The organism is Streptococcus salivarius (genome assembly GCF_002094975.1).
GTDB classification, from domain to species: domain Bacteria; phylum Bacillota; class Bacilli; order Lactobacillales; family Streptococcaceae; genus Streptococcus; species Streptococcus salivarius_D.
On record NZ_CP015283.1, the window covers coordinates 36,574 to 61,010 of the forward strand.

The following is a 24,437-nucleotide window of genomic DNA, read 5'->3' on the forward strand; positions in this document are numbered from 1 at the left end:
ATATAATATTACGAGTATTTTTAAACACCAAAAAGAGCCGAGTAACCTCGACTCTCTCAATTATTGTCTGACGAATAATTGTATTGGGAACTTAATATTAATTAAGCTTCAATTTCAGATACGATACCTGAACCAACAGTACGTCCACCTTCACGGATAGAGAATGTTGTACCTTGTTCAACGGCGATTGGGTGGATCAACTCAACATCGATAGTCACGTTATCACCAGGCATAACCATTTCAGTACCTGCAGGAAGTTCGATTGAACCTGTTACGTCAGTTGTACGGAAGTAGAACTGTGGACGGTAGTTGTTGAAGAATGGAGTGTGACGTCCACCTTCTTCTTTAGAAAGGATGTAAACTTCACCTTTGAATTTAGTGTGTGGGTTGATTGAACCAGGTGCAGCCAATACTTGACCACGTTCGATTTCATCACGTTGGATACCACGAAGAAGAACACCGACGTTATCTCCGGCAATACCTTCGTCAAGTTGTTTACGGAACATTTCAACACCAGTAACAACTGCTTTTTGGATTTCTTCTTTAAGACCAACGATTTCAACTTCGTCATTAACACGAACAACACCACGGTCGATACGTCCTGAAGCAACAGTACCACGACCAGTGATTGAGAATACGTCTTCGACTGGAAGCAACAATGGTTTGTCAGTGTCACGTTCTGGTTCTGGAATGTATTCGTCAACAGTGTTCATCAAGTCCATGATGATGTCTTCGTATTTAGAATCACCTTCAAGAGCTTTAAGAGCTGAACCTTGGATAACTGGAATGTCATCACCTGGGAAATCGTATTCTGAAAGAAGGTCACGGATTTCCATTTCAACCAATTCAAGCAATTCTTCATCGTCAACCAAGTCAACTTTGTTCATGAAGACGATAAGGTGTTTAACACCAACCTGACGTGAAAGAAGGATGTGCTCACGAGTTTGTGGCATTGGTCCGTCAGTAGATGCTACTACAAGGATCGCACCGTCCATTTGAGCGGCACCAGTGATCATGTTTTTAACGTAGTCCGCGTGTCCTGGCGCATCGATGTGAGCGTAGTGACGTTTTTCAGTTTCATACTCAACGTGTGCAGTGTTGATTGTGATACCGCGTTCACGTTCTTCTGGAGCAGCGTCGATTGAAGCGTAGTCTTTTGGTGTGTTAACTGCGCTAGGAAGACGACGAGCCAATACAGTTGTGATAGCAGCTGTCAAAGTAGTTTTACCGTGGTCAACGTGTCCGATTGTACCAATGTTAACGTGTGGTTTACTACGATCGTATTTTTCTTTTGCCATTTAGGAAAAGCCTCCAATAAAATATATTTTATAGATAGACAGTAGGCAATACAGTCTAACTTTACTCTACTATTCTATCAAAATGTCATAGAATTGCAAGTATTTTATATAGTTTTCAATTTTTCTTTAGAGTAATCACAAATATTTCTTTCAGTATTTCTATTTCTACTACTTCTACAAGCTTTTAGTATTACCTTTACTAATGCAAAACGCTATCAAGTAAAAAAGAAGCCGAATTAACGACCTCTTCTTAAAGGTACAATTTTTTCATCTTGATTTTCCAATTCTTGAGTCTGAGATAACTCGTCCTCAATAGCTTGAACAATATTATCACGCTTTTCGTTGGCAGCAATATTTAAAACAAAAGCAATCCCAACAGAAGTTACCAGAAGCGAGTTACCACCTTGTGAAAGGAAGGGGAAGGTAACCCCTGTCGATGGGATTAGCCCTGAGATTCCCCCAATATTAACAAAGACCTGCATAAGCATGAGAGCTCCCACACCAAGCGCCATCATAGAGTTAAATGGATTTCTGGCCTTAACTCCCACAATCATAATACGAAGAATGAGGAAAAAGAGGAGGGCCAGAATCAAGCCGGCTCCGATAAGACCTAATTCTTCAATAACAATCGAAAACACAAAGTCTGTTGTAGCTTCTGGTAAATAACCAGTTTTCTCAATTGAATTTCCAAGCCCGAGACCAAACCATCCTCCATTACTCATAGCATAGTATGAATGAGATAGCTGAAGACCAGATCCTGTCAAATCCTTGAACGGATTAAAATATGCTGCGAAACGCTTGGCAACATATCCAAAGATAGGTACCTTAGCCATGGTTTGAACCCCAACCAAGGCAATTAAGCCTAGGAAGGCCGACGAAATCCCTACAATACTGGCAAATAAGGCCGTAAACCAACGGTAGCCAACACCAGAAATTGAAAACATCACTACTGTAGTCAATACAATGATAGCCGCATTCCCCAAGTCAGGTTGGATAGCAACCAAACCGATCATACCAAGCAAATAGACACGCCAGTCATTAAGTTCCTTACCATTCCTAGGAATCCATCTATTCTTCGTCAGGGCTTGGTAGTCATAACGTTCTATGGCAGACTGTTTTTTTGAAAAGGTGTGTGCCAAAAACCAAACAACAATGATCTTAAGGTACTCCGCTGGTTGGAAAGACAAGGGACCTAGCACAATCCAACCATTGGCACCATTGATTTCCCTGGTGAAAAATTTGGCAATGACCAAAAGTAAAATCTCAAAGGCAATAACAACACCCAAAAGCTTATCTTTCCTGAGAAAGTTCAATTTCAGTCGGTAGATGAAAAAAATAGAGAACAAGGATAGCAACCAGAAGCCTCCTTGGTTCATAACAGATGCGAAGGGATTGGCCCCCAAGGTTACTAAACGAGCACTCGTTGTTGAATACACTACTATTAAACCAACCACGGATAAGATTAAATAAGGTATCAAAATGGTGTAATCTAAAAGATGCTTCTTTTCAATTTTCATATCTTTAAAAAACTCATACTTTCTATTACGTTACTCTACATTTTCTCTTAAAATATAAAGCTAACAGCTTATATTATAACACTTTGATACCTTAAACTAAAGCAAAAGCTAAATTAACCGTTTTCAGGACTGAAAATCTGATTATTTTATCTTACCTTCAGATAGGTTTTACAATGAGCTTTCTTTGATAACCTTGCTACTTCTTATGTTTTCTTTTTATGTTTTCTTTTTATGTTTTCTTTTTATGTTTTCTTTTAAGACAAACAAAAAACAAGACCTAAGTCTCGCTTTTTGTTTATCTTATTTTGTACCGACACTGATACGATTAAGTGCTCGACGGAGAGCAACCTGAGCACGTTGAACTTCATCAATACGGTCAGATTTAGTTGCTTCTTCCAAGTCACGTTCGGCACGTTGCTTGGCACGTTCGGCACGAGAAACGTCAATGTCGCGTTCACGTTCTGCTGAATCGGCAACGATAGTAATAAAATCATCTTTAACTTCGATGATACCACCATTTACGGCAATCCAATCGACGTGACTCTCGTCATCCACACGACGAACCTTGAGTTCATCCACTTCAAGTGGCGCAATCAAGTTAATATGGCCTGGCAAGATACCAATTTGACCATCTTTAGTAACCGCGTGGATAAAGCTGGCATGGTGGTCATATTTAAGACCATCCGGAGTTACCACTTGTACGGTCATTTGTGCCATATATTCACCTCATTAGTAGCCCATAGCTTTAGCTTTAGCTACTACATCCTCAATTGGACCTACGCTACGGAAGGCATCTTCTGGAAGATTGTCATATTTACCTTCAAGGATTTCTTTAAAGCTACGAACAGTTTCAGCAACTGGAACATAAGAACCTGGTTGACCTGTAAACTGTTCAGCAACGTTGAAGTTTTGTGACAAGAAGAATTGGATACGACGAGCACGTCCAACCAATGTTTTTTCTTCGTCTGACAATTCATCCATACCAAGGATAGCGATAATATCTTGCAATTCACGGTAACGTTGAAGCACACGTTGAACTTCAGTCGCAACAGCATAGTGTTCTTCACCAACAATTTCAGGTGAAAGGGCACGTGAGCTTGATGCCAATGGGTCAACGGCTGGGTAAATACCCATTTGTGTCAACTTACGTTCAAGGTTGGTTGTTGAATCCAAGTGAGCAAATGCTGTAGCTGGCGCTGGGTCAGTATAGTCATCGGCTGGAACGTAGATGGCTTGGATTGATGTAACAGAACCTTTTTTAGTTGATGTGATACGTTCTTGCAATTGACCCATTTCAGTAGCAAGTGTAGGTTGGTAACCAACGGCTGATGGCATACGACCAAGAAGGGCAGAAACCTCAGAACCTGCTTGAGTGAAACGGAAGATGTTATCGATGAAGAGAAGCACGTCTTGACCTTCGACATCACGGAAGTATTCCGCAATTGTCAAACCAGTAAGGGCAACACGCATACGTGCTCCAGGTGGTTCATTCATTTGACCGAAGACCATGGCTGTTTTCTCAATAACGCCAGATTCTTTCATTTCCCAGTAAAGGTCATTACCTTCACGTGTACGTTCACCAACACCTGTAAACACGGAAATACCACCGTGCTCTTGGGCAATGTTGTGAATCAACTCTTGAATAAGAACGGTTTTACCAACACCGGCACCACCAAAGAGTCCGACTTTACCACCTTTAAGGTAAGGGGCAAGCAAGTCGATAACTTTAATCCCTGTTTCAAGGATTTCAGTAGATGTTGACAATTCATCGAAAGTTGGTGCTTTTTTGTGAATTGGTTCACGCTCTGCATCGTCTGCAAAAGGTGCTTCCAAGTCAATGGTATCACCAAGAACGTTAAAGACACGTCCAAGGGTATCTTTACCAACAGGAACGCTGATTGGACGTCCAGTGTCCAGAACTTCTAGTCCACGAGTCAATCCATCAGTAGATTCCATGGCAATGGTACGAACCACACCTTCTCCAAGTTCAAGAGCTACTTCGAGCACGATACGTTTAGACTTTTGTTCATCAGTATAAACGACCAATGCATTGTTAATCTCAGGAAGTTTATCACCAGCTGCAAACGCTACGTCTACAACAGGACCAACAACCTGAGCAATTTTGCCTGAGCTCATTGTTTTCTCCTTATGATAGTTTTCTGGATGACAATCATCCTTTTTTCATGTGTGTCTAATTAAGACAAATCTCTAGCTATTCAAGTGCACTTGCACCGCCAACGATTTCAGTAATTTCCTGAGTGATGGCAGCTTGACGCGCACGGTTATATTGGATTGTCAAATCGTTAATCACATTCTTCGCATTATCAGTGGCTGTCTGCATTGCAGTCATACCAGCTGCGTGCTCAGCTGTTTTGGCATCTACGATAGCACCGTAGATAAGACTCTCAGCATATTGTGGTAAGAGTTGATCCAAAATAGTGTCACGATCTGGTTCCAATTCAAACTTGGTCAACACATGACCTTCTGATTCATTGGGATCCAAATCAGCGATAGGAAGCATTTGTTCCACACGAACCTCACTAGACAAACTGTTGACATGGTGGTTGTAGCACACATAGAGTTCATCAAAAAGTTCATTTTGATACATTCCTACTGCTTTAGAAATGATTTTTCCGACTTGTTCAAAACTAGGTTGATCTTCAAGGCCACGAAGTTCAAAAGCAACATTCATGTTACGAGCCTTGAAGAAATCTGAACCTGTTCCACCAATAGAAATGATAGCATATTCATCTTCAGAATCATGGTCACGTTTAATCATGTCCAACACAGCTTTAAGAATTGTTGAGTTATAACCCCCAACTAGTCCCTTATCTGAAGTAATGACAATGTAACCTGTCTTACGGACTGGACGTGCGTCCAACATTGGATTTGACGAACCATTAATCAATTCTGAATGTAGAAGATCTGTTGTGATCTGTCTAATTTTTGAGGCATAGATTTGGAAATCTTTAGCAGCTTGCTCAGAACGTGTCAATTTTGATGCAGAAACCATTTGCATGGCTCCTGTAATTTGACTCGTTTTCTTTGTTGAAGCAATTTTTGCTTGGATTTCTCTTAGAGAGCCTGCCATATGCTGTCCTCCCTATTTCTATTTATATTCTGACTGATCTTTGAAAGCTTGGATAGCTTCATTAAGTACAGATTCCTCAGGAAGATCCTTAGTTGTACGAATAGTTTCAAAGATATCCTCATGGTGACCATCAAAGTAGTCATAGAGTGCTTCTTCAAAATCCAAGATTTGATCAACCGGAACACTATCCAAGAAACCGTGTGTCAAAGCGTAAAGGATAACAACTTGTTTCTCAACTGGAAGTGGTTTATGAAGCGGTTGTTTCAAAACTTCGATTGTACGACGACCACGGTTCAATTTCGCTTGAGTCGCAGCATCCAAATCTGAACCAAATTGCGTAAAGGCTTCAAGTTCACGATATGAAGCCAAGTCAAGACGAAGTGTCCCAGCAACCTTCTTCATCGCTTTAATTTGCGCTGATCCACCTACACGTGATACGGAAGAACCCGCATCAATGGCTGGACGAATACCTGAGTTAAACAAGTTTTCTTGCAAGAAGATTTGTCCATCTGTGATTGAGATAACGTTTGTTGCGATATATGCTGAGATATCTCCGGCTTGCGTTTGGATGATTGGCAAGGCAGTAATTGAACCACCACCAAGATCATCCGAAACTTTAGCTGAACGTTCCAAAAGACGTGAGTGGAGATAGAAGACATCCCCTGGGTAAGCTTCACGACCTGGTGGACGACGGAGAAGCAATGAAAGTTCACGGTAGGCCACGGCTTGTTTAGACAAATCATCATAAACAATCAGTACGTGTTTTCCGTTATACATGAACTCTTCAGCCATTGCAACACCAGCATAAGGCGCAATGTAAAGCAATGGTGATGGTTGTGATGCAGAGGCAGTCACAACGATTGTGTAATCAAGAGCACCGTGTTTACGGAGAGTTTCTACTTGTGTACGAACTGTTGATTCTTTTTGACCAATAGCCACATAGATACAGATCATATCTTGACCTTTTTGGTTCAAGATCGCATCAATGGCTACTGAAGTTTTACCAGTTTGGCGGTCTCCGATAACCAATTCACGTTGACCACGTCCGATTGGAACCAAGGCATCAATGGCCTTAAGACCAGTTTGCAATGGCTCAGAAACTGATTTACGTTGCATAACACCTGGAGCAGGTGTTTCAACTGGACGGAAACCTGTTGTTTCGATGTCACCAAGACCATCAACTGGTTGCCCAAGTGGGTTTACTACACGACCAATAAGGGCTTCACCAACTGGAACTTCCATAATTTTTCCAGTACGTTTAACAATATCGCCTTCACGAATTGCTACGAAATCCCCCAAGATAATGATACCGACATCATTAGTTTCAAGGTTTTGGGCCATACCATAGGCACCATTTTCAAATTCGAGCAACTCACCACTCATAGCATTATCAAGACCACGAGCACGTGCGATACCGTCACCGATATAGGTAACGACACCAGTTTCAGTGACGTCAAAGTTTGGCTGGAAGTTTTCAATTTGCTTTTTAATTAAAGCGCTAATTTCTTGTGCGTTAATTGCCAAAAGTCACACCACTTTCTATTTCAAATTCGTTTTAAAGGTTTGCAATTGACTGCGAATTGACGTGTCAACAACCTTATTTTTTGCTTTGATGACGAATCCTCCGATGAGGTCCTCATCAATTTTTTCTACTAAACGACGTGTCTTAATCTCAAATTTTTGTGAAACAATCGCCAAAAGTCGAGCTTTTTGTTCTTCAGACAAGGGACTTGCTGATGTCACTGTGACATCGTAAGTATTGTCTTCTTGATCAAAGAGCTCAAGGACCAACTTCAACACATCATAGAGAATGTTGGCACGGTCATTGAGTAAGATTACCTCAAGAAAATTGTTCATATACACTGAACAAGACTCTTGAAACAAGCTCAAACTTTCTTTTTTAGCTTCACTTGTCACATTTTCCTGCGACAAGAAGGTTTTTAGATTTGTTTCAGCAAAAACTGTTAGGATTTGCCTTACTTCTTCTTGGATTGTTGACACGGCGTCTTGTTCAAAAGCGACTTCTACCAGGCTTCTGGCATACTGCTCAACAAGAGCTTGTGTTTTCTTATCCATTAAGCATCTCCTAATTGATCAAGATAGCTATCAATCAAGTCAGATTGCGCTTTAGCATCAAGGTTTTGTTTCATAACTTTTTCCGCCAAGAGGACAGTCAAGTCTGCAACTTCACCTTTAACTCCAGCAAGTGCTTCCACACGGCTTTGGGCGATGTCTTGATTTGCTTTTTCTTTCAAGCGTTTAGCTTCATCATGTGCTTCTGCAATGATTTTTGATTCTTGAGTTTTACCAGTTTCCTTGGCCCCATCAATAATTTGAGCCGCCTCAGTGCGAGCACCTGCTAACTCATCTTGACGTTTTTGTGCCAAGCTTTCTGCTTCTTGACGAGCATTTTCAGCACTATCAATATCTGTGGCAATTTTCTTTTCACGAGCAGCAAAGATTCCTGTAATTTGATCCCATGCGAATTTACGGATGAGGTAATACAAGAGAAAAACTGAGCCGAGTGTGATAATGATATTACCAAGTGTCGTACTATTAATCAGTAATGACATTTCATTTCTCCCTTTCTTAATTATTCTTCGTTGACTTTATCACCAATATAGTTTGAACTTAGGATAATAAAGACATAGGCTTGGATGAAGCCGATAAAGGCTGAAAAGGCAACCCAGACAAGGTTCAAAGCAAAGGATACAGGTGCTGCAAAGACAGACCATGTCACCAATTTAAGAATCAAGCCAGTAAGTACCTCACCAGAATAAATGTTACCAAACAAACGCAAGGCCAATGAAGCAAGATTGGTTATTTGTTCCAAAATGTTCATTGGGAGCATAGCTGGGTATGGTGAAAGGTAGCCTTTTAGATAGCCTTTAAACCCTTTTTTACGGATCCCCTCAATATGACTAATGAGGGTAATAATCAAAGAAAGAGTGATAGTAACACCGAAGTTCGATGTTGGAGAAGTCCAAAAATTGTAATGCTCACTTTTTACAGATACAAGCAAACCTAAGTTGTTTGCTGTAAAAACAAAGGTGAAAATTACAAACAAGAGCAAACTATAATTCTTCGTGAATTTCCCAAGATTTTGAGAAATGGTACTATTCACAAACTCATAGATGAACTCAAGCACATTTTGTTTTCCCTTTGGTTTAATGGTCATCTTACGACTTGACCAGAAAACCACTCCAAAAACGATAATTACTGTCAAGAGAGACATGGCAAGGACAGTCAAGTCAAAATCAATCCCAAATAATGAGACGGTTGGATTACTTGTAGTTTCCACTGCTCATCCCTCCTTCATCTTTTTATTTGTCTATTAGACAATGTAGCTAAGGGCAAACAATACGAAGAAGGTACCTTCGATAAAGGCAACACCAGTAAACATCAATGTTTGAAGTTTGCTAAACATCTCAGGTTGGCGAGCTGCAGCTTTAGCGACATTGGCAACGAGGATACCCTCACCAATAGATACACCCATAACGGCCAAACCGAGGCCTAAGATAGTTAAATTCATAGTAGAATTCTCCTTTTAATTTTTTTTTACCCTGTTATTTTAGTCCTATTTTCCACGAAAGTCAACGAATTGACGGTTTTTTAGACGTTTTCACTGACTTTGCCTAACGTTTTCACTATTTTTGCGTAAGCGTTTACTTTTAATGAACAGGCTGATCTGCTAATTCCAAAAAAAAACAAGCCTAACTATGGCAGGTTAGACTTGTTTGGGAAATTTATGAAAAAAAGAAAGTTTCACTGTCTGACTCAGCGTCAGAGGTGTGAGTTCTACCGAACCATGTTCAGCAATACTTATTAGGATGATTATAGTATAGCTTGGGTTGCTTAAAGAAAGCTGAAGGAAAGCTGATTATTTTTTTCAAATTGCTCCATTATTTCTTTTAAAAGTCCTGCTAACTCCAAACGTAGGAGACACTACTCCGACACTTTTTAATATTGGTATCGATCTATATCAAATGATTAACTTATCAATAATCACCATTGATGTTGCTTCTTTCCTTGAATAAAATAAACACTAATATTATCAGATGTTAGACGACTTACCCAGCCTTGATTTTTTATAGCCTAGGAACAACAATACCAACCCTTGGAGACTTTGTATTTTTCATAAAATGACGTGTATAAAACGGTAACTCGTCAGATTTAACAACTTCTGTTGTTCAAAAAGCTTCTGCTATCTTCCTTTCGTTGTCAACGATAGAATCTGGAAGCTCACTGTACCTAGATTTATATAATGTGAGATTCCTAGACTTTATCATTCTGTGATTATAGTCAATTTGAAATATAGATAGTTTGAAGCATCTGAACTTATTTTTGTTATAATATCTTATATAACTATTTACTTGTAATCGAAAGGAAATAAAATGAGTTTTACAATTTTGAAAGAGGAAGAGTTTACATCTTTCATAGAAAAATGTAAAGAACATTCGTTCATGCAAACAGTATCAATGTCTAATCTCCTAAGAAAAAGAGGATTCGAGACTAAGTTTTTAGGTTGGAAAAGTAATAATGAAATTACTGTTGCTGCTATTGCTTTCATGAAGCATTTGACTGGAGGAGTCAGAATAGAAATTAATAGTGGTCCATCGTATACAGATGAATCCGACTTAAAGAGTTTTTATCATGAATTACAACTTTTTGCTAAGAAACAGGGAGCTCTAGAACTGGTTGTAAAGCCAGACGACACTTATCAGACATTTGAAATTGATGGAAAGCCTACTGAACCTGAGAAAACAGAATTAATTTCTACACTAACAGATCTTGGCTACAAATTTGATGGTTTACAGGTAGGCTATCCTGAAGGGGAACCAACCTGGCATTATTTGAAAAATCTTGAGGGCTTTGATGAAACATCCTTATTAAAATCATTTAACAAAAATAGCGTCAGAAACATCAAAACTGCTCTCGACTATAATGTTATTGTTCGCAAAATAAATAAAGGCGAAATCACAGAATTCAAAAAGATTATAGAAGAAACCGGAAAAAGGCAAGGGTTTGAAGATAAAAGTTTAGATTATTATACAGATCTATATGATGCATTTGGTGATAACGCTGATTTCTTGGTAGCAGAGTTAGATTTTGAAAAAAGCTTAGATCACATAAATAGTAAACTTACCTCACTGAACCCTAAGAGCAAACAGTATGAGCAACAAGCTCAAAAATTGAATAAACAAAAACAGATCATTTCAGAGCTCAAACAAAAAATTAATACAGAGAAGATACTTCTTGCTTGTGCTTTAATACTATATACACAAGATCAGGCCACCTATCTATTTGGAGGTTCCTATACAGAATTTCAAAAATTCTCTGCTGCTTTCTTAATTCAGTATCATGCCATGAAATGCACTTTGAAGAGAAATATTATGAGTTATAATTTCCTTGGAATTACAGGCGTGTTTGACGGCTCTGATGGAGTTCTACGATTTAAACAAAACTTTAACGGTTATATTGTTCGTAAGATGGGAACCTTCCGTTATTACCCACAACCTTTAAAATACAAACTTATCCAAGGACTTAAAAAGCTTCTTAAACGTTCTTAGTTTAAAGAATACTGTTTGCTATTCTCTCCTTGAAAATAAACACAAAATTCTAATACAACAAAAAGTCATCATATGATGACTTTTTGTTGTATTAGAATCGACGTGAGACTATTCTCAATAGTCATAATCACCCGTCTAACAGTTAATTTGCTTAAACGCTAAAAAACCAAATACCGGCCAGTGCCCAAGCATTTTCTTCAAATCTTAGTGCACTTGACTCGTCACAAACTCTCAAAGAAGAATTCGCAGTACTTAGTATTATCAGTAAAGCTTTCAATACACTCTCGCATAATAGGTGATTTATTTGTCTCATACCTTCGAAGCGAGACAAGCTTAAACTCACATAAAAAAAATCCAACCCTAAGGCTGGACGCTATCACAGATGCCACCACCGAGAATTGAACTCGGAACGGAGCATTACCATTGCTCTATTATACCATTTAACTATAGCGGCAACTGTTTTAATCTTACCATACTTCTATTTACTGTGGCAAGATTTTTTGCTTATTTTTTATAAATTTAAGTCTTGGTAAGGCGTACGGTAACCAACCTGTAAAACCTTACCATCTTTAATCAAGATAGGACGTTTAATCAACATACCATCTGAAGCCAAGAGTTCAACAGCTTCATCAAGAGATAGTGTCGGTAGCTTATCCTTTAAACCTAGAGAGCGGTAGGATTGACCACTCGTATTGAAGAATTTCTTAAGTTCTAAATCTGACCCTTCCAAAAGCTCTTTTAAAAATTGAGCTGAAGGTGGATTTTCCTTAATATTAATAGATTCAACATCTAAACCTAATTGATTGAGTTCTGCCTTTGCCTTACGGCAAGTGCTACATTTTGGATATTCATAAAAAGTGTACATGTTTTTCTCCTTTTTTCTAGCATAAGCTATCTCTCTGGGACTGTCAAACCTGATGTCTTCTAAATGCAGTAGAAAACACTTAGCTTCTTCTCCTGCTGCATAATTACCTATCTGACCACTACTAGGCAAGACACGATGACAAGGGACCAGAATCAACCAAGGATTTTTACCAACAGCAGTTCCCACAGCCTGTGCGGATTTGCAGGAGATTTGCTGGCTAATCTGTCCATAGCTAATGGTCCGTCCATAAGGTATCTCCCCTAAAACTGACCAGACTTTTTGTTGAAAATCTGTCCCTCTATCAGCTAGAGGTAGGATATCTGGACTTGGATTATCCCCCTTAAAATAAGCCTCTAACCAATGCTTGGTCTTTTTCAAGATAGAATTTGAGGTGTCTACTAGCTCCTCTTCCTTGATCCCTGCCTGAAAATGTTTTTGCCCCTCCAACCAAACACCATAAAGCGCTTGGTCACTTGCCACCAAGCACAAGCGTCCAATAGGAGATAAATAATACTGACGATAAAGCATATCTTTATTATAACAAAAAAGACAGGAATCTCTTGTTCCTGTCAATTAACTCTTATGATTTACCTTTAATCAAACGCACACGAACGATATTTTCACTAGCTTCAAACTTGGCAACCAATTCATCAATCTTAGACTTGTCTGTTTCATCAAGGTCAAGAAGTGTATAGGCATAGTCACCCTTAGAACGGTTGATGATATTATCAATATTGATATTAAAATCAGAAACCGCTGTAGAGATACGAGCCACAATATTAGGCACGTTTTTATTAATCAAAGTGATACGGTATGGGGCACTTAAGGCCTGTTGAACACGTGGGAAGTTGACAGAGTTAACAATTTCACCTGTTTCCATGAAACGACGAATGGTTTGACCTGCCATAATCGCACAGTTAAGTTCTGCTTCACCTGTTGATCCACCAACGTGTGGGAAGACAGTCACATTAGGTTTGTTAAGGAGATCTTCTGTACCAAAGTCTGTGATATAGCGTTTAACCACACCTGTTTCCAAAGCATCAAAGAGGGCATCGTTATCTACCAACTCTGCACGAGCAAAGTTAATGATAGTTGTCCCTTTTTGCATGAGGTTAAAGGCATCCGCATTGAAAGTACCTTTTGTATCTGGTGTCAATGGAACGTGAACAGTGATATAGTCACAGTTTTCAAAAATCTCTTTAAGATCAGAAACACGTTTTACATGGTGAGAGATATTCCAGGCAGCTTCAATAGAAACATATGGGTCGTAACCATAGACCTTCATTCCCAAACGGTAAGCATAATTGGCAATACGTGCACCAATCGCACCAAGCCCGATAACACCCAATGTCTTACCAGTAATCTCGCTACCTGCAAACTGTTTCTTACCTGCTTCAATTTGTTTAGGAACATCGTCACCACTAAGTGTGTTAACCCAAGCATTGGCCGCAATATAGTCACGTGCTGAGAGTAAGATAGAGGCCAAAACAGCTTCTTTAACAGCGTTAGCATTGGCACCTGGAGTATTGAAGACAACAATCCCTTTTTCAGTTGCTTCGTCAACTGGGATATTGTTAGTACCTGCACCAGCACGCGCAATAGCTTTCAAGTTGTCAGGGAAGACAGTATTATGGAGATTTTGACTACGAATGATAAAGGCATCCGGATTTTCCGCTAAATCACCATCAATTTGGAAATGATTTCCAAGTTCCTTCAAACCAATCTGGTTAATATTGTTATACGTTTTTACACTAAATACCATAATTTTATTCCTCTTAAATCAATGTATCCCGTGGTGAGCTGCTTCATCAAGTTCTTGATAAAAGGCTTTCTCCCGCTTAGTTTTGATTTTCTGATAAGCAAGACGTTCACCATCAATAGGAACCTTGCCACAATAGACATAGCCAAGCTTCTCCAAAATATGCTGCATGACAGTATTCTTTTCATGCGTATCGCAACGGAAATCATGAGCATCAGTCCCCTCAATAAGACCTTGAATAAAGGTTTGAGCAATGCCTTGACCCGTAAATTCACTTAAAACGGCAATTCTATGAAAAGTAATGTAGCGCTTATTGTGGTGTTTCCAGTCCCCGTCATAGATTTTGTCGTAGGCAGGGTCTCCATCAACAATCACCGCAGCATAAGAAACGATTTGACCATCAACAATCCCTACATAGGCCTGCCCATTAAGGACATCGTCAAAGATAGTTTCTTCTGTAGGGTAACCATCAGCTCCTTGCCATTGGGTACTCCCTGCTTCTGCTAAAGCAGTTCTAGCACTCTCAATCACAGTCATGATAGCCCCAATTTCATTTGGGAAGGCTTGTCTAATTTCCATCTCTTTACCTAATTATTTATTTTCGGCTTCAAATTTCTTCATAAAGTCAATCAAGTCAAGTACACCCTGACGTGGGAAAGCGTTATAAACACTAGCACGCATACCACCTACTGAACGGTGTCCTTTGATATTCTTGAAACCAAGAGCATCTGCTTCTGCTACAAATTTAGCATCCAACTCTTTACTTGGTGTTACAAATGGAATATTGCAGACAGAACGATCCTTGGCATCTTTGACAGGATTTGTATAGAAATCAGAGGACTCAATGTAATCGTAGAGAAGACCTGATTTCTCACGTTGAATTTCAGCCATCTTGTCCACGCCACCAATTTCATTTTTAACCCAGTCAAAGACGAGTTTTGAAATATAGATGTTGAAACATGGTGGTGTATTGTAAAGTGATCCTGCTTCAGCTTGAATACGGTAATCCAACATGGCAGACAATTGTGGTTGGTCGTTAAGGAAGTCTTCACGAACGATAACCACTGTAACACCAGCAGGTCCAATATTTTTCTGAGCACCAGCATAGATAAGGGCAAAGTCCTCAACATTGTAACGAGCAGCCAAAATATTTGAAGACATATCAGCTACAATTGGCACACCATTAGTATCAGGCAAATCGTAGATAGATGTTCCTTCAATGGTATTGTTCGTTGTCAAGTGAACATAAGCAGCTTCTGGATCAATTGTTGCTGGGTCAAAACTTGGGATATGATCGTAAACAGTTTCTTCTGAAGAGGCCAAAAGAATTGGTTCAAAAGGAATGGTTTTTGAAAGTTTAACAGCTTCTGTATAAGCTTTTTTTCCCCATGAACCACCTACAAGGTAGTAAGCTTTCTTACCTTGAGCGAGGTTAAGTGGGACCATTGTAAATTGTGTTGAAGCGCCACCTTGCAAGAAAATAACCTTATAGTTATCTGGAATAGCCATGAGCTCACGAAGTGTCGCTTCCGCATCTTTAACGATTTTGTCAAATTCTGGAGAACGGTGGGACATTTCTAGCACGGACATACCGGAATCTTGATAGTTAAGCAATTCAGCTTGGGCTTTTTCAAGCACTGGTTTTGGTAATGTAGCAGGTCCTGCTGAGAAATTATAAATTGTCATAAAGACACCTCCAAAATTTTAATGGTCCTATTATAGCGAATTTTCTGAATATTGTAAAGTGTTAACAGTAAAAAACGAACGGGATTAACCGCTCGCCACAAAAAAGTTAGCTATTTTATGTATATTTTGATCAGTAATTGATTTTAGTATCCGTTTATTTTTGCTTAAGAAAATAGGCTGCCCCAATTAGATTAGCTCCATTATGATGATGACAAGCAACAATCTCGGGACGTTTAATAATTTTACCGATAAAGTCAATCTCATGGTGAACCTTATCAAACTGGCGATTGACCTCCTTGATAAGAATCGGTTGCGCTGAAATACCACCTCCAATAACAAAGGTTTCCACATCAAAGATGGTTTGAAGATTCAAAATGGTAATGGCTAGATTACGGCAATAGCTTTCAAAAAGCGAATAGACTGTTTCATCTCCTGCATTTATGGCCTTAAACGCGGCTAAACCATCCTTTAAATCTGAGTTACCTAGCACTTCATTTACCTTGGTAATTAAACCGACAGCCGACAAATCCATGCCTCGCATCAATGAAGGATCAACTTTTTCCATTTGAACTGGTAACAGAAAGGTCAACTCCCCTGCTTGAAAGTGGCTTCCTTGAAAAAGTTTACCATTAATAATGAATCCACCACCTAGACCTGAACCCAAAACAAGGGCTGCACCATTGGTCACTCCTTGCAAATGACCTGTGGCTAGCTCTGCCAAGGCCGCTGCTTTACCATCATTAAGTGCCATTACAGGTAGATGGTACTTGGCTTCGAGGACCTCTTTAATACGAAAGCCGTGGAAGAACCTCAATAAGCCACCATGATAAATCACACCTTCCTCAGTATCAACTGTCCCTGGAACACTAATTGCTAAACCTGATAAGTCTACTTCAACTGAAGTAACTTTCTGATCAATCACGTCAATAGCTTGTTCCAAGGTTTGTGGGGATGACTGCGTCGGCAGATTCTTTTCAATGGCGAACTGCTCCGAAACAAGTGCTGACTTCATCTGTGTTCCCCCAAAATCAATCGCTAAAATCGTCATAAGCATCCTCCACAGATTGTTATTCGTCATTATAACACAAAAGAGCAAAAACTAGAAAAAACGGTTCCAAAATGCTATCATAAACTTACAGAATTAGATAAAAGGAGTTATCTCACATGACTAAATTTCTACACACTTGTGTCCGTGTCAAGGACCTAGAAGCCTCACTTAAATTCTATAAAGAAGCTCTTGGTTTCAAAGAAGCTCGTCGCAATGATTTTCCAGAATATAAGTTCACCCTTGTCTACTTGCAACTCGAAGATGATCCTGATTACGAGTTGGAATTAACCTACAACTACGACCATGAAGCTTATGATCTCGGAGATGGATACGGGCATATCGCCGTTGGTGTTGATGACCTAGAAGCTACACACCAAGCTCACAAAGAGGCTGGCTATACTGTCACAGACCTCTCAGGTCTTCCTGGTAAACCAAAAATGTACTACTTTATCACTGATCCAGATGGCTATAAGATTGAAGTTATCCGTTTGACGCAATTCCTAGAAAAATAAAACAAAAAAAGTCAGATCGTATAGATCTGGCTTCTTTTTGTGCTTAATTTTTATTATCTGTCTTTAAGGCTGACAAAATTTGGGTACGAATATCATCCACACCGTTTGGATTATTTGGTAGGAATAAGGTTTGATTGCCTTTTGCCGCAAAAGTATTAAGGGTATCTAGATATTGGTTAGTCAAGAGAATAGACATAATCTGCTCTTCAGACATACCCACATTGGCCTCTTTAAGTTCTGCGATAGATTCAGCCAATCCATCAACGATTGCCTTACGTTGTTGGGCAATACCGACCCCGTGAAGACGATCTTTTTCAGCTTCGGCTTCGGCTGCTGTGACAATCTTAATCTTATCAGCTTCTGCCAATTCTTGAGCTGCTACACGCTTACGTTGAGCAGCATTGATTTCGTTCATAGACTGTTTAACTTCAGCATCTGGTTCAACTTTGGTAATCAAGGTCTTAACAATGATATACCCATAAGTTGTCATTTCTTCGGCCACTTGGTGTTGAACCTCAAGGGCAATTTCATCCTTCTTCTCAAAGAGCTCATCAAGTGTCAATTTAGGAACTGATGAACGGAGAGCATCCTCAATGTATGATTTAATTTGAGCTTCTGGACGCATGAGTTTATAGTAAGCATCTGTTACATTTTGCTCATTAACACGATATTGAGTAGCCACATTCATCATGACAAAGACATTGTCCTTTGTTTTAGTCTCAACCACAATCTCACTTTGAAGCAAACGTAGTTGAATACGAGCGGCAATTTTATCGATACCAAATGGTAAACGCATATGAATCCCACTCGTTGCAATCTTTTGATAACGTCCAAAACGTTCAACGATAGCCACTGACTGTTGACGTACAACGTAAAGCATACTAATGAGAATTCCCAAAATAATCAGGAAGGAAAACAGTAAAAAGAGAAGTGCTGCTTGCATGTTAAGTCCTCCAAAATAAACATTAAAAATTTCTTTGTTTTATTATAGCACAGTAATACAATTTTTCAAGAAAAATAGCATGGCTCGTTCGAAATAGTGTAAAAGAGACACTTTCTTTATCACTGATGTGTCAGCACTCCTGAAAACTTGAAAATTCCTGCTAATCGAGAAAGTTGTACGCAACAGGCGAGACTTTTCGAAATAAGAAAAAGGCTGAAACGATTGCGTTTCAGCCTCTTAGTATTTTCGAAAATAAAATCGTTTGAAGAATCATTCTAGATGGCATCTAAAACTCAAATCTCAAATGACTTATTTACGATACATCTTAACTTGAAGGTAAATATCGTTATAGATTCCGAGCCATTTTTGTCCTAAGTTGTTATAAACTTCAAGGTTTTTAATGGTTGATTCTGAGGGATAAAAGGCTTTATCATCGGTGATACTCTTTGGAAGCAAGGCTTTAGCTGCTTGGTTAGGTGTGGCATAACCGATATATTCAGCATTTTGCGCTGCATTTTCCGGTTTAAGCATGAAGTTGATAAAGGCATAAGCCTCTTTTTCATGCTTTACAGTCTTAGGAATCACCAGATTATCAAACCAAAGGTTTGAGCCTTCAGATGGGACAACATAACGTAGGTCCTCATTTTTATCAAGCATCTCACTAGCTTCCCCTGAGAAAGTCACTCCGATAGCTGCGTCACCTTGAACCATGTAGCCCTTCATCTCATCACCAACAATAGCCTTGATTTTTGGTGTTAGACTATTAAGTTTAGTTTCAGCCAAACGTAATTCAGTCATGTTCTTCGTATTCAAGCTATATCCCAGGCTATTGAGTGAGAAACCAAGGACTTCACGCGCACCATCAACTAGCATAATCTGGTTTTTGTAATCTGGTGACCAAAGATCATCCCAGTGCTGTGGTGCTTTTTTCACCAATTTTGTATTATAAACAATACCGACAGTTCCCCAGAAATAAGGGATGGAATAGTCATTGTGAGGGTCAAAACTAAGCCCTTTAAAGCTTGAACCAATCTGGTCAAAACCTTTGATTTTAGATTTATCCAACTTCACCAAAAGGTCTTCCTTAACCATTTTATCAATGGTATAGTCTGACGGCACAGCGATATCGTAGGTTGTTCCGCCCTGCTTAATCTTGGTATACATGGCTTCATTGGAATCAAAGGTTTCGTACTGGACCTTGATGCCCGTTTCTTTTGTAAACTTGGTCAGAAGGTCTGGGTCAATATAATCACCCCAGTTATAGATAACTAATTTGTCTGACACATTTCCAGTACGACTCTGCATGTAGGCAGAGATGCCCCAAAGGAAGAAGATAATGGCTAAGATACCTGCCAGAAATTGATAGAGTCTACGCATCCTGCTCCTCCTTCTCCTTGGTAATCGCATAATAACCTATCACTAAAAGAATAGAGAATAGGAAAACAACGGTTGACAAGGCATTGATTTCCAGAGAAATCCCCTTACGTGCACGTGAGTAAATTTCCACAGCAAGTGTTGAAAAACCATTCCCCGTTACAAAGAAGGTTACTGCAAAGTCATCCAACGAATAGGTAAAGGCCATGAAATAACCAGCAATAATACCAGGTGTCAAGTATGGCAACATAACCTCACGTAACATCTGCCATTGAGTTGCACCTAGGTCATAAGCGGCATTCACCATATCTCGATTCATTTCCTTGAGACGTGGCAACACCATGAGAACCACGATTGGGATTGAAAAGGCAATGTGACTCAATAAGACAGATACAAAGCCTAGTTGGAAACCAATCAAGGTGAAGAGAATCAAGAAACTTGCACCAATCATGACGTCCGGTGCAACCATGAGCACGTTATTTAGGGATAAAATCCCAGTCTGCTGCTTCTGTTTACTCTCATAGATAAAGATAGACCCAAAGGTACCAATAATCGTTGCCAGAAGAGCGCTAAGGAAAGCTAAAAAGAAGGTTTGAGCCAGAATTAACATAAGACGGCTATCTGAAAACATGCTCTGGTAGTTATCCAGAGTAACACCTGTGAAACTATTCATATCGCCACCACTATTGAAAGAATAGGCGATTAAATAGAAGATTGGCAGGTAAAGGATAACAAAGACAAGAGCTAAATAGAGATTTGCAAATTTTTTCATTGACGTCTCTCCTTTGTTAACCACATTGTCGCAATCATAGCAGCAATAAGAACAACACCAATGGTTGCCCCCATTCCCCAGTTTTGTGTCGTGAGGAAGTGCTGTTCGATAGCTGTCCCTAAGGTGATAACTCGGTTACCACCAATCAAACGTGTCAGCATAAAGAGGCTGAGACTAGGAATAAAGACCGACTGGACGCCAGAGCGTACCCCATTAAGCGATAAGGGAAAAATAACCTTGGTAAAGGTCTGCCAATCATTGGCTCCCAAATCTTTACTTGCATTCACAATATTTTCATCCAAATCATCTAGTACATTGAAAATCGGTAGAATCATAAAGGGAATTTCAATGTAACTAGCTACGAAAATAAAGGAGAAATCCGTAAAGAGAATTTGCATGGGTGCAATCCCAAAGAAACCGAGAAAGGCATTGATACCGCCTTGTTGACCAAAAATCCCCATAAAAGCATAGGCTTTCAGAAGGAGATTGACCCAGGTTGGCAAAATGACCAACATTAACCAAAGTTGCTTATGCTTCAGTCTGGTTAAAAGATATGCCGTCGGATAAGAGATGAGGAGAGTTACTAGAGTAATGATGGCTGCATAAAGAACTGAGTTAAAACTCATCCTTAAGTAAGTCCAACTTGAAAAGAAGGTGCCATAATTATCCAATGTAAAGTTGCCACTGATATCAAAGAAAGACTGATAGAGTAGCATGAGCACTGGAGCAACCACGAAGAGTAAGAGCCATAGGAGGTAAGGTACCGAGAAGAGGCTAGCTGTTTTCTTCATAGCGCTCCTCCTCAATGGCATTAATCAAGCCATCTTCATGTTCTTCCACTTCCACATATTCTTCAATACGTGCATCGAACTCTTCTTCTGTCTCATTAAGACGCATGATATGAATATCCTCAGGCGTAAAATCAAGACCGATAATCTCACCCTCAATTGCCTTACGGGTTGAATGAATCATCCATTCATTGCCAAGATTGTCATAGGCAATGATTTCATAGTGGACCCCACGGAAGAGCTGAGTTTCCACGCGAACTTGCAATTTGCCTTCCTCAGGAAGTGTAATCTGCAAATCTTCAGGACGAATAACCACTTCGACAGGTTCGTTAGGACGCATTCCTCCATCGACAGATTCAAAACGTTTCCCATTGAACTCAACCAAATAGTCCTCAATCATAACACCTGGAAGGATGTTGGATTCTCCAATAAAGGTTGCAACAAAGTGATTGATAGGTTCGTCATAGATATCAACCGGAGTTCCTGATTGAACAATTTCACCATCATTCATAACAAAAATCCAATCCGACATGGCCAAGGCCTCTTCTTGGTCATGGGTAACAAAGACAAAAGTAATCCCTAGACGTTGCTGTAATTCGCGCAACTCGTATTGCATTTCAGTACGTAGTTTCAAATCCAGTGCTGACAAGGGCTCATCCAAAAGGACCACACGTGGTTGGTTAATAATCGCACGGGCAATGGCCACACGTTGACGTTGACCACCTGATAATTTTTGAATTGAGCGCTTTTGATAACCATTTAGTTGAACCATCTTTAAGGCTTCTTCTACACGCTCTTCGATTTCCTTTTTTGGCACCTTTTTCAATTTAAGGGCAAAAGCCACATTGTCAAAGACATTCATATGTGGAAAGAGGGCGTAAGATTGAAAAACGGTGTGGACATCCCTTTTATTAATAGGAATATCATTGATACGCTTTCCATCCAAAAGGACGTCACCACTGGTCGCATCTAAGAGACCTGCAATGATGTTCAAAATCGTTGATTTACCAGAACCAGAAGCCCCGAGTAGGGTATAGAACTTACCTTCTTCTAGTTCAAAGTTGATGTCTTTTAAAACTTGTGTGCCACTATCTTCAAACACTTTTGAGACGTTTCGAAAGGCAATAATCGGATTAGTCAATTGTCATAAATCCTCCATGGATAGCAAATATAGGGATAGGGTTTTATTAGTTTAATTTGTCGCCAATGATACGTACTTCAGGCTCAAGTGTTACACCTGAATTTTCCTTAACCTTAGCGATGACATCTGCAATAAGATCTTCATAGTCTTTAGCTGTTCCGTGATCAACATTGACCATGAATCCAGCATGCTTAGTTGACACCTCAACACCACCGATACGATGTCCCTTGAGATTTGCTTCCACAATAAGCTGACCTGCAAAATGACCTGGTGGGCGTTTAAAGACCGAACCACATGAAGGGTATTCAAGAGGTTGTTTAAGCTCTCGCAAATGATTAAGACGATTCATCTCATTCTTGATTTGCTCGTAATCTCCTGGTTTGAGGTTAAATTTAGCTGAAATAACCACTTCACCTGTTTCTTGGAGCACTGAACGACGATAACCAAAACGCATATCTCTTGCGTCAATCGTACGAACATCACCGTCTTTTGTAAGAACCTGAGCAGAAACCAAGATATGGGCAATCTCGCCACCATAGGCACCAGCATTCATAAAGACGGCACCACCAACACTACCTGGAATCCCCGCTGCAAATTCAAAACCAGTCAAACTTTGAAAACGGGCTACCTTGGTCGTCGCAATCAGGTTAGCTCCCGCTTCAGCTTCAATTTGATAACCATTAACTGCGATACCATTAAGTCTGTCAAACATAATCACAAAACCTCTGATACCACCGTCACGGACAATCAAATTACTAGCATTACCAAGAACCAACCAAGGAATGTCATGCTTATTAGCAAATTTGACAATACGAGAGAGTTCATAGCGGTTACGTGGAAAGGCCAAATAATCTGCTGGACCACCAACCTTGGTATATGTATAACGTTTTAAGGGTTCGTCGAAACGAATATCAATTTCCACTAAATCTTCTTTAAGTTCATCTAACATGTTATTTTCCATACTTTTTCTATACATTGATTTCTTTGTAGGTATCGTGATAGACTCCCCCATGTTACTATCACTACCTAAAAATGAGTTAGTATTTTTCCCTAAAAATTAGAAGAAAAATACAGCAAAAAGCCAAGTTTAATTATAGCAAAAATTCCCCATCTTGACGACAAGGAATTTCACGCAAAGCTAGTCCATAAGTTCCAATTTACGGACATCACTAGTGTTTAAGTGACTCAAATAATTTTTGTAGGCTTGCCCAGTTTTGGGGTCAACCAAATCATCTGCTATTTCTACTAAGGGCACCAAAACAAAAGCTCTCTGGCTCATATAAGGGTGGGGCACTTTAAGGTGCTCAGTCTCCCAAATTTCCTGCCCATATAGAAGAATATCGATATCTACTGTCCGAGGCCCCCAATGCTCATGACGAACGCGATCAAGATCTTTTTCAATTTGCTGACATGACCTTAGTAAGGTCTCTGCTGGCAACTTCGTCTCTAAAGCCAAGGCAAGATTCAAAAAATCAGCCTGATTTGTCAGTCCCCAAGCAGCCGTTTCATAATAAGAGGATACCGCTTTAACCTCCGTCTCAGGTAGGTCATTCAAGGCCTTCACAGCTTTTTGAAGATAGCCCTGACGGTCTCCCATATTAGATCCCAAACTCAAATAAACTCTTGTCATCGGCTACGCTCCAATTCGATACCAACACTCTTATAATGCCCATTAATTGGGGGATTTTCCTTGGTAATTCGAACTTTAATAGATTGAATTGGTGGAAACTGTGCAAATAGATCCTCGCAAATTGCACCAGCTAAACGCTCAATCAAAATGTACTTTTTATCTTCCACTTGTTTTTGCACAGCTTCAAAAACCAATCCATAGTGAACCGTATCATCTAGATTGTCACTCTGTGAGGCCTTGGTTAGATCAACAGCCAATTCCAAATCTACCACAAAAATTTGTCCCAGGGTCTGTTCCTCAGCAAAAGCCCCGTGATAGCCATAAAAACGGCAACCATTTAAAATAATTTTATCCATAGTTTCTCCTTCACACGACTAGACTCCTCTTTATTCTAGCACAAAACAGTTGAAAAGTTGGTCTCTAATTAGTATGATATTTTAGAC

The 24,437-nt window shown here is 39.6% G+C and carries 25 protein-coding genes, 1 tRNA gene and 1 pseudogene; 2 read left to right on the top strand and 25 right to left on the bottom strand.

Translation table 11 applies throughout. The features are described from left to right. Positions 1 to 101: 101 nt before the first annotated feature. The 10 genes from tuf to V471_RS00225 all read right to left on the bottom strand — a co-directional run bounded on the left by tuf (position 102) and on the right by V471_RS00225 (position 9,438). A complete protein-coding gene (gene tuf / locus V471_RS00180) occupies positions 102 to 1,298 on the bottom strand; it encodes an elongation factor Tu (protein WP_002890213.1) in 1,197 nt (398 codons plus the stop codon). 236 nt (positions 1,299 to 1,534) lie between these two features. Then, positions 1,535 to 2,815: a cell division peptidoglycan polymerase FtsW gene (gene ftsW, locus V471_RS00185; protein ID WP_045002097.1), complete on the bottom strand. Its 1,281-nt coding sequence runs from the start codon at positions 2,813 to 2,815 to the stop codon at positions 1,535 to 1,537. A gap of 300 nt (positions 2,816 to 3,115) precedes the next feature. After that, the gene (locus V471_RS00190; RefSeq protein WP_002890211.1) at positions 3,116 to 3,532 is read right to left on the bottom strand and encodes a F0F1 ATP synthase subunit epsilon; all 417 of its coding nucleotides are present in this window, start codon (positions 3,530 to 3,532) and stop codon (positions 3,116 to 3,118) included. A 12-nt stretch (positions 3,533 to 3,544) separates the two neighbouring features. Next, on the bottom strand, positions 3,545 to 4,951 hold the full coding sequence (gene atpD / locus V471_RS00195; RefSeq protein WP_002885994.1) for a F0F1 ATP synthase subunit beta: 1,407 nt from the start codon (positions 4,949 to 4,951) through the stop codon (positions 3,545 to 3,547). 76 nt (positions 4,952 to 5,027) lie between these two features. Further along, entirely contained in the window at positions 5,028 to 5,906 is an 879-nt protein-coding gene (locus V471_RS00200; protein WP_002886026.1) for a F0F1 ATP synthase subunit gamma, read from the bottom strand. Between the two features lie 18 nt (positions 5,907 to 5,924). Continuing rightward, positions 5,925 to 7,430, bottom strand: a complete 1,506-nt coding sequence (gene atpA / locus V471_RS00205; protein ID WP_014633492.1) for a F0F1 ATP synthase subunit alpha — start codon at positions 7,428 to 7,430, stop codon at positions 5,925 to 5,927. 15 nt (positions 7,431 to 7,445) lie between these two features. Further along, a complete protein-coding gene (locus V471_RS00210) occupies positions 7,446 to 7,982 on the bottom strand; it encodes a F0F1 ATP synthase subunit delta (RefSeq protein WP_002885901.1) in 537 nt (178 codons plus the stop codon). Beyond that, the gene (atpF, locus tag V471_RS00215) at positions 7,982 to 8,479 is read right to left on the bottom strand and encodes a F0F1 ATP synthase subunit B (RefSeq protein WP_002886161.1); all 498 of its coding nucleotides are present in this window, start codon (positions 8,477 to 8,479) and stop codon (positions 7,982 to 7,984) included. The genes V471_RS00210 and atpF overlap by 1 nt, the downstream gene beginning before the upstream one ends. 20 nt (positions 8,480 to 8,499) lie before the next feature. Further along, positions 8,500 to 9,207, bottom strand: coding sequence for a F0F1 ATP synthase subunit A (gene atpB / locus V471_RS00220; RefSeq protein ID WP_045768748.1), 708 nt, complete (start codon positions 9,205 to 9,207; stop codon positions 8,500 to 8,502). A 33-nt stretch (positions 9,208 to 9,240) separates the two neighbouring features. Continuing rightward, the gene (locus tag V471_RS00225) at positions 9,241 to 9,438 is read right to left on the bottom strand and encodes a F0F1 ATP synthase subunit C (protein ID WP_004183077.1); all 198 of its coding nucleotides are present in this window, start codon (positions 9,436 to 9,438) and stop codon (positions 9,241 to 9,243) included. Positions 9,439 to 10,300: 862 nt separating this feature from the next. Here V471_RS00225 and V471_RS00230 point away from each other — a divergent pair. Continuing rightward, positions 10,301 to 11,476 (top strand): peptidoglycan bridge formation glycyltransferase FemA/FemB family protein, encoded by a 1,176-nt coding sequence (locus V471_RS00230; RefSeq protein ID WP_045771947.1) that lies wholly within the window; start codon positions 10,301 to 10,303, stop codon positions 11,474 to 11,476. Between the two features lie 383 nt (positions 11,477 to 11,859). Here V471_RS00230 and V471_RS00235 read toward each other — a convergent pair. From V471_RS00235 to V471_RS00260, 7 genes and pseudogenes are all read right to left on the bottom strand, one after another. After that, a tRNA-Thr gene (locus tag V471_RS00235) sits at positions 11,860 to 11,930 on the bottom strand. Positions 11,931 to 11,987: 57 nt separating this feature from the next. Next, positions 11,988 to 12,341: an arsenate reductase family protein gene (locus V471_RS10890; RefSeq protein ID WP_037611955.1), complete on the bottom strand. Its 354-nt coding sequence runs from the start codon at positions 12,339 to 12,341 to the stop codon at positions 11,988 to 11,990. 42 nt (positions 12,342 to 12,383) lie between these two features. Next, positions 12,384 to 12,869, bottom strand: a pseudogene (locus V471_RS10895) (methylated-DNA--[protein]-cysteine S-methyltransferase); the annotation flags it as partial. A 52-nt stretch (positions 12,870 to 12,921) separates the two neighbouring features. Further along, on the bottom strand, positions 12,922 to 14,103 hold the full coding sequence (locus tag V471_RS00245; RefSeq protein WP_084870976.1) for a 3-phosphoglycerate dehydrogenase family protein: 1,182 nt from the start codon (positions 14,101 to 14,103) through the stop codon (positions 12,922 to 12,924). A gap of 18 nt (positions 14,104 to 14,121) precedes the next feature. Next, positions 14,122 to 14,679 (bottom strand): GNAT family N-acetyltransferase, encoded by a 558-nt coding sequence (locus V471_RS00250; protein ID WP_002884484.1) that lies wholly within the window; start codon positions 14,677 to 14,679, stop codon positions 14,122 to 14,124. Positions 14,680 to 14,691: 12 nt separating this feature from the next. Next, the gene (serC, locus tag V471_RS00255; RefSeq protein ID WP_014632766.1) at positions 14,692 to 15,786 is read right to left on the bottom strand and encodes a 3-phosphoserine/phosphohydroxythreonine transaminase; all 1,095 of its coding nucleotides are present in this window, start codon (positions 15,784 to 15,786) and stop codon (positions 14,692 to 14,694) included. Between the two features lie 154 nt (positions 15,787 to 15,940). After that, the gene (locus V471_RS00260) at positions 15,941 to 16,834 is read right to left on the bottom strand and encodes an ROK family protein (RefSeq protein ID WP_084870977.1); all 894 of its coding nucleotides are present in this window, start codon (positions 16,832 to 16,834) and stop codon (positions 15,941 to 15,943) included. 116 nt (positions 16,835 to 16,950) lie between these two features. Between V471_RS00260 and gloA the strand changes: the two genes are divergently transcribed. Further along, positions 16,951 to 17,346: a lactoylglutathione lyase gene (gloA, locus tag V471_RS00265; protein ID WP_002884456.1), complete on the top strand. Its 396-nt coding sequence runs from the start codon at positions 16,951 to 16,953 to the stop codon at positions 17,344 to 17,346. A 43-nt stretch (positions 17,347 to 17,389) separates the two neighbouring features. On the opposite strand, the gene V471_RS00270 is transcribed toward gloA, so the two are convergent. The 8 genes from V471_RS00270 to folB form a co-directional block, all read right to left on the bottom strand. Next, complete coding sequence (locus V471_RS00270; protein ID WP_004183097.1) at positions 17,390 to 18,289, bottom strand: SPFH domain-containing protein; 900 nt, start codon at positions 18,287 to 18,289, stop codon at positions 17,390 to 17,392. A gap of 309 nt (positions 18,290 to 18,598) precedes the next feature. Beyond that, entirely contained in the window at positions 18,599 to 19,666 is a 1,068-nt protein-coding gene (locus V471_RS00275) for an ABC transporter substrate-binding protein (RefSeq protein WP_084870978.1), read from the bottom strand. Then, positions 19,659 to 20,435 carry an ABC transporter permease gene (locus tag V471_RS00280; RefSeq protein ID WP_014632760.1) on the bottom strand — a complete coding sequence of 259 codons (777 nt, stop codon included), beginning with the start codon at positions 20,433 to 20,435 and terminating at the stop codon, positions 19,659 to 19,661. Before V471_RS00280 ends, V471_RS00275 begins: the two co-directional genes overlap by 8 nt. Continuing rightward, positions 20,432 to 21,226 (bottom strand): ABC transporter permease, encoded by a 795-nt coding sequence (locus V471_RS00285; RefSeq protein WP_045001535.1) that lies wholly within the window; start codon positions 21,224 to 21,226, stop codon positions 20,432 to 20,434. Before V471_RS00285 ends, V471_RS00280 begins: the two co-directional genes overlap by 4 nt. Next, the gene (locus V471_RS00290) at positions 21,210 to 22,364 is read right to left on the bottom strand and encodes an ABC transporter ATP-binding protein (protein WP_002884517.1); all 1,155 of its coding nucleotides are present in this window, start codon (positions 22,362 to 22,364) and stop codon (positions 21,210 to 21,212) included. Before V471_RS00290 ends, V471_RS00285 begins: the two co-directional genes overlap by 17 nt. Positions 22,365 to 22,410: 46 nt before the next feature. After that, the gene (murB, locus tag V471_RS00295; protein WP_084870979.1) at positions 22,411 to 23,313 is read right to left on the bottom strand and encodes a UDP-N-acetylmuramate dehydrogenase; all 903 of its coding nucleotides are present in this window, start codon (positions 23,311 to 23,313) and stop codon (positions 22,411 to 22,413) included. A gap of 189 nt (positions 23,314 to 23,502) precedes the next feature. After that, positions 23,503 to 23,994: a 2-amino-4-hydroxy-6-hydroxymethyldihydropteridine diphosphokinase gene (folK, locus tag V471_RS00300; RefSeq protein ID WP_004183105.1), complete on the bottom strand. Its 492-nt coding sequence runs from the start codon at positions 23,992 to 23,994 to the stop codon at positions 23,503 to 23,505. Next, positions 23,991 to 24,350, bottom strand: a complete 360-nt coding sequence (gene folB, locus V471_RS00305; RefSeq protein WP_004183107.1) for a dihydroneopterin aldolase — start codon at positions 24,348 to 24,350, stop codon at positions 23,991 to 23,993. Before folB ends, folK begins: the two co-directional genes overlap by 4 nt. Positions 24,351 to 24,437 lie beyond the last annotated feature (87 nt).